The sequence below is a fragment of the Sphingomonas sp. NFR04 genome (assembly GCF_900114095.1).
Classification (GTDB): Bacteria; Pseudomonadota; Alphaproteobacteria; order Sphingomonadales; family Sphingomonadaceae; genus Sphingomonas.
Map to the genome: position 1 here is coordinate 768743 of NZ_FORV01000002.1, position 16444 is coordinate 785186.

A 16444-nucleotide genomic window follows, 5' to 3' on the forward strand; every position below is an offset into this window, starting at 1 on the left:
CTGCTCGTGGCGGATACTCCAGACCCCGACACTGCCCCACTTAACAGATGCCAAGAGCTGCTAATTCGCGCATAGGTTAGCGCTAACGGTATGTTCGGGGGGACATGGGTGAATCGCGTGCGGACAGGGCGGCCATGACGGAGCGGGTCTTGCGCTTTGGCCCGTTCGAACTTCGGCCGGAACGCGAGCAATTGCTGAACGGCGGCGTCCGCGTCGGCCTGGGTTCGCGCGCGCTCGCCATCCTCGCCTTGCTCGCCGAGCGCGCCGGCGAAGTCGTCTCCGTCCAGGAAATCAACGAGCATGTCTGGCCGAACCTGTTCGTCCAGGAGAACAACCTGCGCGTGCACATGAGCGCGATCCGGCGTGCGCTTCGGGCGGCCGACAGCGATGTGGAGATCGTCAACGTACCCGGCCGCGGCTATCGGCTCAGCGCCGAGGTGGCCGTCGACGATGCCGGTGAAGAGAATGACGATGCCCGCGCCCTTCCGGGCTTCCGGCCGCTTCCCCTGCCCCTGCAGGTCAACCGGCTGATCGGCCGCGCGGAGAGCGTGGCGCAGGTGCTGGCCTGTATCCACCTCCACCGGCTCGTCACCATCGTCGGCGCCGGCGGCATCGGCAAGACGAGCGTCGCGCTGGCGGCGCTCGCCGGGATCGAGGGCGACACGCCCGTGTGCTTCGTCGATCTCACCAACTGCACCTCGGTCGAGCATGTCGCCGCAGCCGCCGCCGCTGCGCTGCAGAGCCCGATGGGGCGAGACACGACGCCGGCGGTCCTCGTCGATCGCCTCCGCGAGTCCGAGCTGATCCTGCTGCTCGACAATTGCGAACATCTGATCGGCGTGGTCGCGCATGTCGCCGATACGGTGCTGCGCTCCTGCCCGCGGGTGAAGCTGCTGGCGACCAGCCGCGAACCGATCCGCGTGCCCGGCGAGATGCAGGTCCATCTCCAGCCCCTGCCCGTCCCCGCCGTGGCCGACAGCACGGGCATGATCGCGGACAATCCCGCCGTCGCGCTGTTCGTGGAGCGCCTGGGCGCGGCGATGGGCGGCTTCGCGATCACGGAGGAAAATGCGCGGCAGATCGCGACGGTGTGCCGATCGCTCGACGGGCTGCCGCTCGCGCTGGAGCTGGCCGCGGCCGCAGTGCCGATGGTGGGGCTCGATGCGCTGTCCAGCGGCCTCACCGTCCGCCTGTCGCTGCTCGCCTTCGGCCGCCGCACCCTGGCGCGGCACGAGACGCTGGAGGCGATGCTCGACTGGAGCTTCGAGCTGCTGTCGCCGGCGGAACGGACCGTGCTCGGCTGCCTCGCCATGTTCCGCGCCGGGTTCGACCTTGCCGCTGCCGTGCAGGTAGCCGCGCTGGAAAGCGATGGGGAGACGCAGACCGCGCAGGCGGTGCTGCAACTGGCCGCCAAGTCGCTGCTCGTCGTCGAACCCGCGCCCCAGGGGGTGAGCTACCGCCTGCTCGAGACGACGCGGGCCTATGCGCGGCGCAAGCTCGACGCGTCCGGGCTGGCGGGCGTCATCGCACGACGCCATGCCGAATGGGTGGGCGGCGTGCTGGCGCGCGCGCAGGCGGAATGGCCGCGGCTCGAGCGGACGGTCTGGTGGGAGCGCTACGGCCCGGCGATCGACGATGTCCGCGCGGCCCTGGCCTGGTCGCTCGGCGATGCGGGCGACAAGCGCCTGGGCGTGCGGCTGACCATCGCATCGGCCCCGCTCTGGCTCGGCATGTCGCAGTTCGGCGAATATAATGCCTGGCTCGAGCGCGCGCTGGCCACCCTGGAAGCTCTGGGCGAAGCGGGCGGCGCCGAAGAGATTCAGCTGCAGAACGGCCTGTGCGTCCTCCTCTACAATGCCGAACGGCCCGGCGAAGCCTTTGTCCGCGCAGCGACGCAGGTGCTGCGGATCGGCAAGAAGATCGGGGATCCGCTGGCCCGCGCCACGGGCCTCTGGTTGCTCTCCGGCCACCGCACGATCATGGGGGATCATGAAGCCGCGCTCACCCTTGCGCAGCAGATGTTGGGCCAGGAAGGATCGCCCCTCGATCCCGAACTGCGTGCCTTTGCGCTGCGGATCATCGGAATCATGACCTTGCGGGCCGGTCGCGTGCGCGAGGCCGCGACGATCGGCGGCGATCTCGTCCGCAGCCTCACCGGGCGAGGATCCTATGGCGCTGCGCTGCGCTTCGATCATTCGACGATCACGCGCGGGAACCACGCCGTGACGCTGGCGATCCAGGGCAGGCTGGAAAGCGCAAAGGCAATGATCATGGAAGCCGTGATCGATGCCCACCGGCGTCGCAATTCCCACTCCTTCTGCTATCTCCTGAGCAGCGCCGCCTGCCCGATCGCCCTGTGGCTGGGCGACGACGAGCTCGCGCGCCATTATGCCGGCCTGCTCGCCCGCACCGCCGAGGCGAACCGCTTCAACTATATGGTCGAGCTCGCCGCCTGGTTCACGCGGATCGCCGATCTGCGGCTGGGCAAGGTGCCGCAGCTGTCGGCGCTGGAACAGCTGCGCCCGCCGCTGCCGCACGACAAGGACGTGTTCGTCACCGCCTGTGCCGCGCTGTGCGACGCCGAGGTGGTGGGGCGCGCCGAGGCCAATCCGCCGCAATGGCCGACCGCGGAAATCCTGCGCGCAGACGGCGAAGCCAAGCGGCGCGCGGGTGATCTGGCGGGGGCGCAGCGCCGCTTCGAGCAGGCGCTGGCGCTCGCCCAGGAACAGGGTGCGGGGCTATGGGCGTTGCGCGCGGCGACCTCGCTCGCTCGCCTCTCCGGACCGAGGGCCGCACACGCGATCCTGGCGCCGGTGCTCGCCACCATCGAAGGCGATGACGAGATCGCCGACGTCCGCGCCGCCCGCGCCCTGCTGCCCAGCATGGCCGACTAACCCCTGCTCACCTCTGCCGGTGCTGCGGCCCGCCTAGTCTGGCATGTCCCTGGGACGGGAGACAGGCGCTGCTGCAGACGGACGGGATGCTGGAAACTGTTCTTCGACTGATGACCACCGGCGGCGTGTTCGTCGGCATGATCGCCGTCTATGTCGGCATGCGGAACAATACCCGCCAGCTCAACGCGCAGATATTCCTGTCCTTCTCCGATCGCCTGCAGACCATCCGCCACATGCTGCGGACCGAGCTGCTGCCGATCTGGACCGCCGAGCTGCCGCCCGAGGAAGTGGCCCGGATCCTGCCGGGGCTGCTGCAGGTGCTCCACCTGATCCTCGAGCTCTACGAGCTGCGCGAGCAAGGCTATGTGCGGCCGCGGATGTGGCAGATCTGGTCTCGCAACATCGATCGCTTCCTCACCTGCCCGATCGTGCGCAGCCTGAACGACGAGATCCGCTTCGAATTCTCCGGGCACGACCGCTTCATCGCCTGGGTCGAGCAACGCCAGGCACTGGCGTCCTTCGAGGCACGCCCGCACCGCGGGAAGCGGTTCTGACGATCAGGCCTCGGCTCGCGTTGAGCACCGCGATCTCCTTCGCCTCCCGGAGCTGCGCGATCGAATGGGGCAGCCCGCCATCCTCGCCGCCGAGATGCAGCGAGAGGAAAGGCCCCGAGCTGGCCAGCCGCACCCCAAGCGAGGTCGTGACGATATCGTCCAGTTCGTCGATCGTGACCAACGCCGCCGCGCACCAGCGCCACGCACTCGCGAAAGATCGCCGCCTGCAGCCGATTGACGACGAAGCCGGGCACTTCCTTGCGGATCACCCGCGTCACCTTGCCCAGCCCATCGTAGAAGGCGACCGCGCGGGCGGTGACTTCGGGGTCGGTGGTCGGGGTGGGCACCACCTCCACCAGCGGCATCCGGTGCGGCGGGTTGATCGGGTGCGCGATCAAGAGGCGGGTATGGTCTCGCATCTCGGTCTGCTGGAGCGAGGCGGGGATGCCCGCGCTGGAGCTGCACAGCAGCGCGTCGGCGGGTACGGCTCCCTCGACGACTTCCCAAACCCCCTGCTTGAAGCCCGGCCGCTCCGGACCGCATTCCTGGACGAGGAACGCGCCGGCGACGGCATGGGCATGGTCGTCGACGAAGCGGACCCGTTCCGCGATATCGAACGGCGCGTGGCCGAGCGCCACCAGCGTGGGCAGCGCCGCGGCGATGCGGGCGTGCGCCTTGGCCTCGATATCGGGGTCGGGGTCGCTGATCACCACGTTCAGGCCGTTGGCCGCGAACAGCGCCGCCCAGGACGCGCCGATCACGCCGCCCCCGATGATTGCCGCCGTCGTCCCCGCATAATCGCGCTTCGCTGCGTACTCGAACGGCTTTGTGGACACGGTGCCTCCCCGCGCGGCAAGCAGATGGGATGCGCGCACCGCCCGCCGCTTGCCGCCGACGATAGGCGCAGGGGGCATGCTCCGGCGTAAGCGGGCGATAGCGGCCGTGCGATGGCCGGCTAATGGTTCATTCGGGCGCGGCGCCCAGCGTCCCCGTCGCCAGGGCAAGCGTCGCAGCGGCACGTAGCGCCGAGGCACGGGCGTCGCTGACCGCATTCTCTGCCGCGAGCAGCTGCTGCTGGGCGAGGCTCACCTCGGCAATGGCGCCGACACCGTTCTTGTAGGCGGCGAAGGCGGCGTCGAAGCTGGTGCGCGCGGCGCTGCGCGATTCCTCGGCGGCGGCGTTCGCCTCGAGGGCCGCGCGCAATCCATTCTCCGCGGTGACGATTTCCAGCACGGCGCGGTTGCGGGTGGCCTCCAGCTTGGCCGAGGCCCCCTCCACCCGGTCGCGCGCCTGTTCGAGCCGGGCGGCGCGCAGCCCGCCGTCGAACAGCGGCACCCGCAGCCCGACCAGCACCGAACCGCTGGTCTGCCGGGCGGAGACGTTGAGCGTCGCCGATTCCCCGCCGGTGCCCGGCAGCGTCGTCACGTCGCGGTTGCCGCGAATGTGCGAGGCGGTGCCCGAGGCGAAGATCTTGGGCTTGAAATCGGCGCGGGCGGCAAGCACGCCTTCCTCGCTCGCCTTGCGGCTGGCGAGCGCCGCAAGCATGTCCGGCCGGCGCGAGAGCGCCTTGGCCACCGCCTCCTCGGCCATGTCGGCCATCGCCGGCGCCTGCGTGCGATCGGCGGTGTCGGCGATGCGCAGCTTGGTAAAGGGCGGCAGGCCGATTGCGGTAATCAGGCGCAGCCGGGCGTCGGTCGCAGCGGCATGCGCCTGGACCGCGGCGAGGCGCAGCTGGGCGGCGGCCTGGCGGCTCTGCGCCGCTTCCATCGTCGTGCCGACGCGGCGCCGGAACCGCGCCTCGGCCGAGGCCTGGACCTGCAGCGCCAGCTCCACGGCGCGATCCGCATTGGCCGAACGCGCGCGCGCCGCGACGTCGTCGTAAAAGGCGAGCGCCACCTGATGGGTGATCTGCTGGTGCTCGGCCGTGAACGCGATGTCGGCGACCAGCGCCTGCTGGCGCGCCGCCGCGATCTGCGCCTCGCGGCCGCCGAAATCGAAGAGCAGCCATTCGAGCGAGATCGCCGCGATCGCGGTACCGCCGTTGGAATCGCGGTCCTCGCCGTTCACCCCCTTGCCGCGATAGCCGCTGCTCACCACACCGCCGCCGACGCCGGTCGCGGAGATGCGCGGCCCGTGGCTGGCGCGGACGATGCCCGGCGCCAGCGCAGCGCTACGCGCCTCGTACCAGGCGACGCGCACGCTCGGATTGGCGGCATGCGCCAGGTCCACCAGCTCGGTGAGGGTGTAGACATGGTGGGGGTCGGTATCGGGCGCGGCCGGCAGCGTCGCCAGCGCCGGGTTCTCGGGCAGCACATAGCCGCCCGTCGGTGCCGCCGCGGCCTTGCCTGCCGGCACCGGCAGGATCTCGCCGCTCGCGCCGGTCGCGGGCGTCCAGGCGCGGTCGAAGCTCTGGGGGGCAAGCCGTTCGCCGGGGCGGGTGCAGCCGCCAAGCGCAACCATCGCGAGCGGCGCGAGGCGAAACCAAAGGCGGGGGCGGCGAGCCGAAGCAGGCGAAAATCGGCGATGCATGGGGTCTGCGCCCGTCCCTTCGTGCTGTTGGCGATGCGCCTGCACGAACCGGGGGCCGACCGCATGCGCCCCGTCCGCTTAGGCGGCACGGGGCGGACGCGGGCGTAAGCGAGGGTGAGCCCCGCCGCTACGCCGCGGGAATCAGAGGCAGCGCGGGTCGCGCACCGGCGCCTCGTTGCCGCGCGTCAGCCAGCGGCCGTCGGGCGCGCGATACTTCTCGCCCGGGGCGGTGCGCAGGATCAGGTTGCAGCCGGTGACGAACGCCATCTGCTCGACGGTCGAGCTCGCCGCCGCCTGCTGGGTGTACTGGCGCTTGCGCTGGATGTTGATGTTGTTGACGATCGCCTGCAGCTCGGGCGACGCCGCGCCGACGATGCCGAGATAGCCGTCGGGCTGTTCGCCCACCTTCCCTTCCTGGCGCGCCGCCTGATAGGCGGGGTCGCGCTGGGCGAAGGCCGGGGCGATCACCCCCGCCGTAATTACGGCTGCCATAGCGAAGGTCGAGAGCAACTGTCGCATCAGAAAATCCCCGGATTGTCCTGGATGATGGCCTTCGCCTTGTTGTCGAGGCGATAGACCACTTCCTGGGTGATCGAAATATTGAGGTTGATCACAATCGGCTTGTCGGGCGCGTTCACCGTGACGCAGCCGCCGAGCAGCGCCAGCGGCGCGATCGCGCAGGCACCCAGCCGAAGAGACGAACCCTGTTTCATGCTTCCAAGCTCATAGACATGCCTTTCATGGACGGGTTGTGCTTTCGGCGGGCTGAACGGTGGATTGAAGCGCATTGGGCCCCGCTTCCTGCGCACGTTTCTGCTCCTCGATCAACGCCGGCAGGTTACGCTCGATCAGGCGGCGCGGGTCGTACCAGGATTGCACCGAATCGAGCAGCTGGCGGAAGGGCGCGTTGATCCGCACGTTGAACACCAGCGGCAGCTTCGCCAGCCGGCGGATCAGGAAGTTCGACTTGGTGCCCTGCCCCTGGCTGAGCCCCGAAAAGCCGATATCGGTGATCATCTCGCCCGCCAGCGGCCCGTTCATCCGGATCGCGAGGTTGCGATAGTCGAGCGACTTGAGCGCCTGGAACGCCATGTTGCCCCAGGTGCCCAGATTCTCGCGCGAAACCTCGCCGACATAGGCGATGTGCCCGCCCTTCCGCGCCCGCAGCTCGCCGCCTTCGATGCGGCCGCCGGTCTCGTCGAAGATCATCGGCAACGTGCCGTCGAAGGTGCCGGTCGCGTCGAGATTGTCGAACGCCATTTCCTTGAGGAACAGCGCCGCGTCGACGCCCTTCACCTGGAAGGTCATCCGCCGCTTGCCCGCTTCGTTGAAGTCGAGCGTGGTAGGATCGAGGACGAGTTCGCCGCCCGCGAACGGCCAGCGCGCGCCTTCCACCCGCACCCGGCGGCTGTCGAGCAGCTGGTAGCGGAACACGCCCTCGCGCACCGGCACGCCGGGGTTGATCTCGGCGACCTTCGCCACCTGCCCCGGCGCGGTCCGGACGTTCAGCAGGTCGGTAAAGTTCAGCTCGGTCGTCAGCCCCTGCACCGGGCCGAATGCGGCGGCGAGCGCCACGTTGGTGGCGGTGAAGCGGCCGGTGCTGGTCACCGTCTCGCTGTCCCACGCGATCTTGCCGGAGCCGGCCACCGTGCCGTCGACATCGGCGATCACGCCCAGGGTGAGCGGGGTGAGGTCGATCGGCTGGAGGCCGTCGGTGTTGAAGCGGAGGCCCGGCACGTCGAGCAGCGCCTGCCCCTCGCCTTTGCCGAGATCATGGATGATCGACACCTTGGCGACCTCCACCGGGCGCTTGGTGCCGATCAGATCGGCCTGCGCTTCGATCCGGCTGCCGTTGAGCGTCAGCCGGCCCGCGGGAGCCAGCAGCGGCTCGAAACGCGGGCTGGCCTCGGCATCGGCGAGGCGGAAGCTGCCAAGCAGCGACAGCCCGCCCTCGGCGAACTGCCAGCTGCCCTTGCCCTGCGACAGCACCAGCGGCACCGCACCGATCTGGCCGCCAAGCGTATCGAAGGTACCGCCGAGCATCTTTCCGAACGTGCCCTGGAGCTGGCCGACATCGAGCCGCGTCGGCCGCTCCGCACCCATCCGCACCGCGACGCCGCTGAGGTCAAATGTCTGCCGGGCGAGATCCACCCGCGCCCCGTCGGCGGCGAGGCTGAGCGGGTTGCTGCCCATGCTGCCCGCCAGCGCGATCGCGCCGGTGCGGACACCGCCGGTCAGGTGCTTGCCGTTCCAGGCGAGCATCGCCGGACCCATCGGGCACAGACGCTGGCGATGGCCTCGAAGCTCCATGCCGGAGGCGGTGATCCGCGCGAAGCCGAGCGTCTCGCATGCCGGGTTCACCAGCACGCTCGGCCCGTTCCAGCGCGCGACCAGCGGCATCGAGAGATCGTCTACCCGCCCATTGCCCACCGGCCCCGAGAGCGTTGCGACGGTGCTTGCCGAGCCCGCCCCGCCGCGCATGGTGAAATAAAGGTTCGACAGCGCCAGCCGCGCGCCGCCCGCCGCATAGGGGCGCAGCGTGCCGGTGCCCTGGAGCTGGTCGCTGCCGGGACGCTGCAGCAGATCGAGCGCAAGCTCCGGCATGCCGCCGCCGCCCAGCGACAGCTGCCCGGCGAGCGCGACCGCCCCCTTGGGGACATCCAGCACCGCGCCCTGCTCGCCCGCGAAACGCACGCGCGCACCGGAGCGCGCAGTGAGGTCGACGGCGTTCACGCGCACCGTCGCGCCGCCTCCCCGGGTGGCAATCCCGAGCGTCGCCGAACCGTCGAAGCGTCGTCCCGCGGCCTCCACTGCCGAGGCAAACTTGGCGGCCAACGGCTCGACCGGTGTGCCTGCTATTGCTTTGCGATAGCCGTTTACTTGCGTCTGTATTGCTTGGGAAATCGCCGCATCCCGCAGGCCGATGCGACCATCGAAGGCCAGCACGGTTCCGACCGCATAGCGGCCGGAGGCTTCGACGATCCCCGCGCGGACCGCGTCGGTCGCCGCGCCGGCGCCGTGCAGCGTAAGCGACCCCGCAGTCCGGGTGCGATCGCCCGCGAAGTCGACTTGCGCATCGGTCTGGCCAAGCTTGCCATAGGCGGAGGTCAACGACGCCAGCCCCAGCCGCGCATCGCCCTTCCAGCCGGCAAGCGCCGCATCGAGCGTCACGCGCACGTCGCCGCGCGGCTGCAAGGCCTGAACGTCACCGCACGCCAGCCGCTGCGCCGCCAGCGGCCCGGTGAGGCTGGGCGCGCCCTTGCGGATGCGGACCTGTACCTCGGCGCCCAGGCCGACCAGATCGCAACTTCCGAACTGCAGCCGCTCGGATTGCGCGCGCACGGTGCCGGCGAACCCGTCGGTCAGCAGCCCCTTGCCGCGCAAGCCGAGCACGACCAGCCCCGCGCCGCTCGCCAGCCGCAGCTGCGCGTCCGCCACCTCGACGCTGAGCCGCGGCAGGGAAAAGGGCTTGCCCGACGGCGGCGGCATCAGCCGGTCGAGCGACCCGAGCGACAATGCGCCGTTCACGATCCGCCCCTGCACGCGCACCGTCCCTACTTTCGCCACCAGCAGCTCGGCGCGCCAGGGAGTGAGCGCCGTGCGCAGCTCGATCCAGTCGGCGGTGAGGTCCGGGCTTCGGGGATCGCCGATCGAGACGTTGGTCAGCCGCTGGCGCCAGGGGGAGAGCTGCTCGATCGTGTAGCGCGCGGCCACCCCGCGCGCCGCCAGCTCGCGGTCGACAAAGCCCTGCGCGATCGTCCGCCGCTGCAGCCACACCGTCGCCACGCTCGCCGACACCAGCGCGAGCAATGCCACCGCGACGCGACGCCGTCGCTTCGCCCGCGCTGCTGCGCTGCTCCGCCGCGCCTCGGCGTCGGTGTCGTCTTCGCTTCGGTTCACGCCCGCTCCAGCCGCCTGACCGTGCGGCCCCTAGCCATAGCTCTCCGATCCTGCAAAGGTTCCTTGGCCGGCTCGTGGCTCAGGCGAGGTCGCGGGTCATCTCCACCATGGTGCGATGGAAGCCCACCGAGGCGAACAGCGCCTGCGCCTCGGCATTGCGCTCGGCGGTGAACAGCACGAGCCGCGGCAGCGCGTGCGGGGCCAGCGCCGCCATGGCCGCCTCGAGCAGCGCACGGCCGATGCCCTGGCGCCGGTGGTCCGGGGCGACGATCAGGTCGTAGATCACCCCCGCCGGCCCGCGCAGGGCCATATAGTCGTTCCCCTCGACGCCGGCATAGACATAGCCGAGCACCGCGTCGCCCGTGGCCGCCACGCGCAGCACGGATTCCGGCCGAGCGATCTGCCGGATGAGGAATCCGCCATAGACGTCGGGCGTCTCCGGCGTCGGCGCGATGAAGCGGCGCGCGTCGAAGGCGTGATGCACCGCGACCATCTGCGCGCCCAGCCGACCGAGTTGCGCCCGGTCCCCGGCCACAGCCGGGCGGATCGTGAAAGATGCGGGCTGAGGGTCGGTCACGCTTGTTCTCCCGGGCCATGGATGTCGGCACCCTCGCCGCCCTGGAACAGCGCGCCGAGTTCCTCAAGGTCGAGGTCGCGCTCGAGATTGTGGAGCACCTCGTCCTCGATCTCGCCTTCGCGGTGCAGGCGGAGCAGCTCTTTTCGGCCCGCCGCCACTGCCGCGAGCACGATCCCGAAATGCGCGCGGATGCCGGGCATATAGGTGCTGGCATCACCGGCATAACGTTCGGTGACATGATCGCGCTTGCGATATTCCTCAAGCAGTCGCGGGTGGATCAGCTTGCCCTCCTCGTCATAGGCGCGCGCCTCTACCTCGACGCGCTTGGCGCGGGCAATCGCCGCTTCGGCTTGGACCAACGTGACGTTGGGCGGCGGATCGCGGTCCTGCGGTGCAATGGCCTTGATCAACCAGCCGAGGCTGGCGCCCTGCAGCACGACGGTCGCGAGGATCACCGCGAAGGCGCTGACCAGCATCAGGTCGCGGCCCGGCATGTCGTTGGGCAGCGACAGCGCGACCGCCAGCGTGACGACGCCGCGCATCCCCGACCAGGAAAGGATCGTCGCCTGCCGCCAGCCGAGCGGCCGCACCCGCGAGACACCGGTCCGCTTGAGCGTGCCAAGCACCAGCTCGCTGCCGAACACCCAGGCGAAGCGGGTGAGCAGCACCGCGAGAACGATGCCGATCACCGGCGCCGCCATCGAGGTGAACACCCGCTCCAGCCCGACGCGATCAAGCACGCCGCGCAGCGAGAAGCCGATCAGGATGAAGACCAGCGCCTCGAGACTGAACACCAGCGTCCGCCAGAAGGCGCTGCCCTGCATCCGCACCCGCGCCGGCAGCACCTCGTGCTGGAACCAGCCGAACACGATTCCGGCGGCGACCACGGCGATCACTCCGGAGACGTGCAGCGCCTCGCCGGCCAGATAGGCCGCCCAGCTGAGCAGGGTTGCCGTGGCGACGATCAGGGTCTGGTCCGGCAGGCGGCGCAGGATGAACTTGCCGCCGAACCCGACCGCCGCGCCGACCACCACGCCGCCGATCGACAGCAGCACGAAGCTCGTCCCGGCATCGAATGCGTTGAAGCTGCCGGTGAGCGTCGCGGCGACCGCGAAGCGGAACAGCACCAGCCCGGTCGCGTCGTTGAGCAGGCTCTCGCCCTCGAGCAGCGCATGCAGGCGGCGCGGCAGCTGCACCCGCTGCAGCACCGATCGCGCGGCGACCGCGTCCGGCGGCGAGACGATCGCCCCCAGCGCGAAACACGCTGCCCAGGGCAGCCCCGGTACCAGCAGGTGGAGCACCAGCCCGACGACCAGCGTCGTGAACAGCACCGCCCCCACCGCCAGCGACAAAATGCCCGGCAGATGGCGCCGCAACCGCCCGAACGCGGCATAATAGGCGCCGTCCATCAGCAGCGGCGGCAGGAACAGCACGAGGACGAGCTCGGGATCGAGCGACACCTTGGGCAGGTTGGGCAGAAAGGCCAGCGCCCCGCCGCCGAGCAGCAACGCCGCCGAGGGCAGGAACGACAGCCGCTCGGCCGCCCAGTGCAGCGCGATGATCGCCGCGAACAGCACGAGGACGAGCTCAAACGTATCGACCGGATGCATCGTCTTTCCCCCTGCGGTCCGCATCGCGGCGATGCCTATAGGCACATCGCGGCAATAGGTTCCGGGGGCAAGGCTATCCTGTGCACATCCAGGCAGCAAATCCGGCGCCTACGCCGTCGCAGACATCCTCCGCAGCCCGAGCCAGCGCCGCACGCCCGGCAGGCGCACCAGCACCAGCCGCTCGACCGCCAACACCGCGAGCAGGCTGATCCCCATCAGCGGCAGGAACAGCCCCAGCGCGACCACAAGCGCGAAGAACGCCAGCGCCGCCGGCCGCGGCTCGCCCGCCCGCGGCGCACCGAGCACGCCCTCGGGCCGTCGCCGCCACCACAGCACCACGCTGCTCACCGCGAGCAGGATCAGCCCCAGCGCGGTCAGCAGGTTGAGCAGCTGGTTGAGCCAGCCGAACGCCTGCCCCTCATGGATCGCCACGCCATAGCCGACCAGCCGATCGACCAGCCGCCGCTGGGCGAAGTCCTTGCGCGAGAGGAGCTTGCCGGTTTCGCCGTCCAGCGTCAGGTCGGTGCGCAGCGGGCGATTGGCGGCATCCGACTTTGCCGTCCAAGGCTGACCGGGCCCAGTCGGCGGAGAAACCAGCACCGGCGTCGCCAAGCGCAGCGGGCCCAGCGTCGCGATCAGCCGGTCGAGCGGCACCAGCGAGACCGCCGGGTGCGCCATCGCCATGCCGTGATGCTCGGCATGCTCGCCCATCATCGCGCGGGTGCCTGCATCGGCGGCGGCGCGCTGGCGGAGCTCGTCGGCGCGGCCGGTGGTCCAGTCCTGCTTGACCGGATGACCTTCCACCACCCCGCGCACCGCCTTCAGATATCCGCCCCAGCTCTTCGCCCAGGGCAACCCCGAGATCAGCAGGAACAGCGCGAAGGCCGAGACCCAGAAGCCGGTCACCGCATGGAGATCCCGCCAGAAGCGCCGCCCGCCCGCACCCAGCCGGGGATAGACGATGCCGCCGAGGCCCGCGCGGCGCGGCCACCACAGGAACAGGCCGGACAGCAGCATCACGATCGTCCAGGAGGCGGCCAGCTCGACCAGGTACGAACCCAGCGTGCCGGCCAGCAGCTCGCCGTGCAGCCGGAACACCACGCGCATCAGCCTTTGGTCCTCGTCGACCGTCTTGAGCACCGCCAGCGTCTGGGGATGGATATAGACGCGGGTTTCCTGCGCGCCCTTGCCGACGATGATCTGCACCGCCTGACCGTCGGTCTCGGGCAGCTGGTAGCGGTGGAGCACCGATCCCGGCACCGCCCGCACCGCCGCCGCCGCCTGCTCCGCCGCCGAGGCGCGCGGGCCGGTGATGGCGAGATTGGCATAGGGCGCGTCGATCAGCGCCTCCACCTGCGGGCGGAACAGGTAGATCGAGCCGGTGACCGCCAGCCACAGCACGAAGGGAATGCAGAACAGGCCGGCATAGAAGTGCCAGCGCCAGACGGTCGCGGTGTTCGGCCAGCGCCGATGCGAGCTATGCGCCATGGATTCCCTCCCCCTCAGAACCGAGCCTTGACGCCGGCATAGATTGTCCGCGGCTGCCCGGCGTAGACCGAGCCGGTGGTGTTGGCGAGCACAGACCCCGGGTTCTCCGCGCCCGAGGCCGCGAGGCTGTTCGCGATCACCGATGCGGCACCGACATAGGTCACGTCGAACAGGTTCTGCACCGAGGCATAGAAACTGAGCCGCGACAGCGGGCCACGTCCCTTTGGCGGGTCATAATGGACGTTCAGGTTGACCAGCGTCGCCGAGGGCATCGCCAGCAGGTTGCTGTTGTCGACGAAGAAGCGGTCGCGATAGGAAAGCTCGGCAAATCCGCCGAGCCCGCGCAGCGGCCCGGCAGGCTGGTCGTAGCCGGCGCGGGCGTTGACGAAGTTCGGGATTACGCCCGGGATCGCCTTCCCGTTGCGGTCGAGCAGCGTCAACAGGGTGCCGGCGGTCAGCCGCTCCTGGAAGTCGGTGTAATATTGGTCGTTATAGCTGTAGCTCGCATCGAGCTTGGCGCCGGGCAGCAGCCCCGGCAGCGGCTTCCAGCTCACCCCCAGTTCCACACCGCGATGCACCGAATGCGGCACGTTCGAGGTATAGGCGAGCAGGTTCACGCCAGCCGACTGGCTGACCAGTTCGTTGGTGAACCACTCGTAATAGCCGGTCAGCTCGGCCTTGAAGTTGCTGCCGAGCGCCACCTCGGCGCCGAGGTCGACGCCGGTGTTGCGCTGCGCCTTGAGGCTGGCATTGTTGCCCGCCACGCCTGCAGGCGTGACGAACAGGTTGCCGGACTGCGGGATACCGTAGCCGGTGCCGACCCGCGCATGCAGCCGCACTGCGTCGACCGCCTGCCAGAACAGCGCCGCCTCGGGCGCGACATTGGTGAAGTGGCGATCGGCGGGAATGTAGGCGAGCACCGGGTTGGTGCCGGCCGGGTAGGTATAGGCGGTCTGGCGCATGTCGAGGATCGAGCGCTCGGCGCCGATCCCGGCGATCGCCTGCAATCGGCCGGTCAGTTGCAGCTCCTCGCGGGCGCGCACCCCCATGTTCCGCACGTCGCCGAACACCGTTTGGGTCAGCGCGCCGAAGCCGTTGCGACCGGCGGGGGTCTTGTTGAAGCTGTAGCTCTGGTTATCGAGGTAATTGTAGAAAATCTCGAGGAAACTGGTCGACGCCATTCCCGCGATTTGGCCGTGATAGGTCACGTCCGAGGTCAGGTTGTAGCTGTCCAGCGTGCCCTTGAACGGCGTCGCGCTGGTCGGCTGGTTGACCACGCGGCTGTCGAAGGTCGCCTGCGTCCGCCAGGTGGTGTTCGGGCCCAAATCATGCTCGTAGCGGGTGCCGATGATCGTCCGGCGGTCGTTGCGGGCGAGATCGCCCTCGTCGGCGGTCTGGGCGATCCGCGCGCCGTTGACGCCGTTGACCAGCACCGAGATGGTGCCGCAGCCCGGCGCGGCGGTCGCCGCCGCCGTACAGCCCTGCTGATAGGGGTTGGTCAGATACTGGTTGTACGAAAGGCGGGTCGAGAGGCGGAAATCACCTTCGTTGTAGATCAGCTTCACCGCGACGCGATCGCGGTCGCCCAGCTCGAACCTGGCGAGCGCGTTGAGCGTCCCGGTCTCGTAGCCGGTATGCCCCGTGGCGCCGTCGCCGCGGACATAGCTGCCGAACACCGCGATGTCGTGGCCGGAGGTCGCATGCCCGATCGTCGCATAGAGATTGGCGTAGCCATCGCCGCCCGCGTCGAACCCCGCCTCGACACCCTGGATCTCGCGGCCGGAGCGGGTGCGGAAATTGACCGCGCCGCCCAGCGCATAATTGCCGTAGCGCGCCGAGGAAGGCCCGCGCACCACGTCGACCGCGCCATAGGCATGCGGGTCAGTCAGGTCGAAGCGGGCCAGGCCGTCGGGCTGGGTGACGGGGAAATCATCCTCGAACACCTGCAGGTTGCGCGCGCCGAAGCCGTTGCGCGCGTTCGAGCCGCGCACCGAGACGCCGACGTCGCGCGGGCCGTTGCCTTGGGTGACCGCGATGCCGGGCGAGAGCCGGACGATGTCGGCGATCGTCGTCGCCGGCGTGTTGCGGAAGGCGGCGGCGTCGACCGTCGTCACCGTCTGGCCGCTCACCCGGGTGGTGAGCGACAGCGCCTTGCCGGTGACGAAGATTTCGTCGGTGCCGGGAGGGGTAACAACCGGCGCCGCTTGCGGCTTCGGTGCGACGGCATCGAGCCTGGCCAGTTCGGCATCGATCGCCGCGCGCTGGCGGAGCAGTTCGGCGCGGCGCGCATCGTCGGTGGTCTGCGCGGAGGCGGCAGATGCGCAAAGGACGGCCGCGACGGCCGCCGGAAACAAGAGCTTGGGCATGAAATCTTCCTGATCCGATGGCGCGCGCAACAGCGCGAACGCCTGAAAGGGAAACGGGGGATCAGGCGGCGAGCGGTGGCCCGCGCAACGGTGGCCGGAGATAGACGCGGGCGATCGTGGGGAGCACCGTCGCGGTGCGGATCGCGCGTTCGACCACGAAGGCGATCGCCAGCGCGAGCAGTGTCGGGTCGACCGCGGCGATGCCCGGCATCGCAAGCCCGCCAAAGGCGCAGGGCATCTCCGTCTTGGGCTGGTGCTCGTCCGGGCTCGAGCGATGTTCCTTCATCGACAGCGACATCGACATCGGCATGGGCGTCGCCATCGGCATCGGCCCGTATCCCGAGCAGAAGCCCAGCACGATCGTGCCGCCGCTCTGCATCGGCATGAACCCGGCCGGCAGCACTGCCTTCATCAGCAGCGCGGCGGCGATCAGGCACCCGCACAGCAGGCGGTGCTCGAGCAGGAGGCGGCGCAGGACGGACACGGACACGATATCTACCCTGCCCGGCCTGGCTTGTCGAACGGT

The 16444-nt window shown here is 69.9% G+C and carries 11 protein-coding genes and 1 pseudogene; 2 read left to right on the forward strand and 10 right to left on the reverse strand.

Annotation, left to right across the window (positions count from 1 at the left end; genetic code table 11):
• The first annotated feature begins 134 nt into the window (after positions 1 to 134).
• Together BM009_RS09695 and BM009_RS09700 are read left to right on the forward strand one after the other, a co-directional pair.
• On the forward strand, positions 135 to 2894 hold the full coding sequence (locus BM009_RS09695; protein ID WP_175487965.1) for an ATP-binding protein: 2760 nt from the start codon (positions 135 to 137) through the stop codon (positions 2892 to 2894).
• 86 nt (positions 2895 to 2980) lie between these two features.
• Positions 2981 to 3448, forward strand: a complete 468-nt coding sequence (locus tag BM009_RS09700) for a hypothetical protein (protein WP_254772217.1) — start codon at positions 2981 to 2983, stop codon at positions 3446 to 3448.
• A gap of 323 nt (positions 3449 to 3771) precedes the next feature.
• On the opposite strand, the pseudogene BM009_RS23220 reads toward BM009_RS09700, so the two are convergent.
• From BM009_RS23220 to BM009_RS09750, 10 genes and pseudogenes are all read right to left on the reverse strand, one after another.
• Positions 3772 to 4500 (reverse strand): annotated as a pseudogene (locus tag BM009_RS23220) (3-hydroxyacyl-CoA dehydrogenase NAD-binding domain-containing protein); the annotation flags it as partial.
• Positions 4412 to 5908 carry a TolC family protein gene (locus BM009_RS09710; protein ID WP_175487966.1) on the reverse strand — a complete coding sequence of 499 codons (1497 nt, stop codon included), beginning with the start codon at positions 5906 to 5908 and terminating at the stop codon, positions 4412 to 4414. The gene BM009_RS09710 and the pseudogene BM009_RS23220, both read right to left, overlap by 89 nt.
• A gap of 210 nt (positions 5909 to 6118) precedes the next feature.
• The gene (locus BM009_RS09715) at positions 6119 to 6496 is read right to left on the reverse strand and encodes a YdbL family probable chaperone protein (RefSeq protein ID WP_093295697.1); all 378 of its coding nucleotides are present in this window, start codon (positions 6494 to 6496) and stop codon (positions 6119 to 6121) included.
• Positions 6496 to 6690, reverse strand: a complete 195-nt coding sequence (locus BM009_RS09720; RefSeq protein ID WP_093295699.1) for a YnbE family lipoprotein — start codon at positions 6688 to 6690, stop codon at positions 6496 to 6498. Before BM009_RS09720 ends, BM009_RS09715 begins: the two co-directional genes overlap by 1 nt.
• Positions 6691 to 6715: 25 nt before the next feature.
• The gene (locus tag BM009_RS09725; protein WP_093295701.1) at positions 6716 to 9877 is read right to left on the reverse strand and encodes an intermembrane phospholipid transport protein YdbH family protein; all 3162 of its coding nucleotides are present in this window, start codon (positions 9875 to 9877) and stop codon (positions 6716 to 6718) included.
• A gap of 79 nt (positions 9878 to 9956) precedes the next feature.
• Positions 9957 to 10454 carry a GNAT family N-acetyltransferase gene (locus BM009_RS09730; RefSeq protein WP_217644187.1) on the reverse strand — a complete coding sequence of 166 codons (498 nt, stop codon included), beginning with the start codon at positions 10452 to 10454 and terminating at the stop codon, positions 9957 to 9959.
• Positions 10451 to 12064, reverse strand: a complete 1614-nt coding sequence (locus tag BM009_RS09735) for a Na+/H+ antiporter (RefSeq protein ID WP_093295703.1) — start codon at positions 12062 to 12064, stop codon at positions 10451 to 10453. The genes BM009_RS09730 and BM009_RS09735 overlap by 4 nt, the downstream gene beginning before the upstream one ends.
• Positions 12065 to 12172: 108 nt before the next feature.
• Positions 12173 to 13552 (reverse strand): PepSY-associated TM helix domain-containing protein, encoded by a 1380-nt coding sequence (locus BM009_RS09740; protein WP_093295705.1) that lies wholly within the window; start codon positions 13550 to 13552, stop codon positions 12173 to 12175.
• A gap of 14 nt (positions 13553 to 13566) precedes the next feature.
• Positions 13567 to 15918, reverse strand: a complete 2352-nt coding sequence (locus tag BM009_RS09745; RefSeq protein ID WP_093295706.1) for a TonB-dependent receptor family protein — start codon at positions 15916 to 15918, stop codon at positions 13567 to 13569.
• Between the two features lie 61 nt (positions 15919 to 15979).
• A complete protein-coding gene (locus BM009_RS09750; RefSeq protein WP_254772218.1) occupies positions 15980 to 16408 on the reverse strand; it encodes a hypothetical protein in 429 nt (142 codons plus the stop codon).
• Positions 16409 to 16444: the final 36 nt, after the last annotated feature.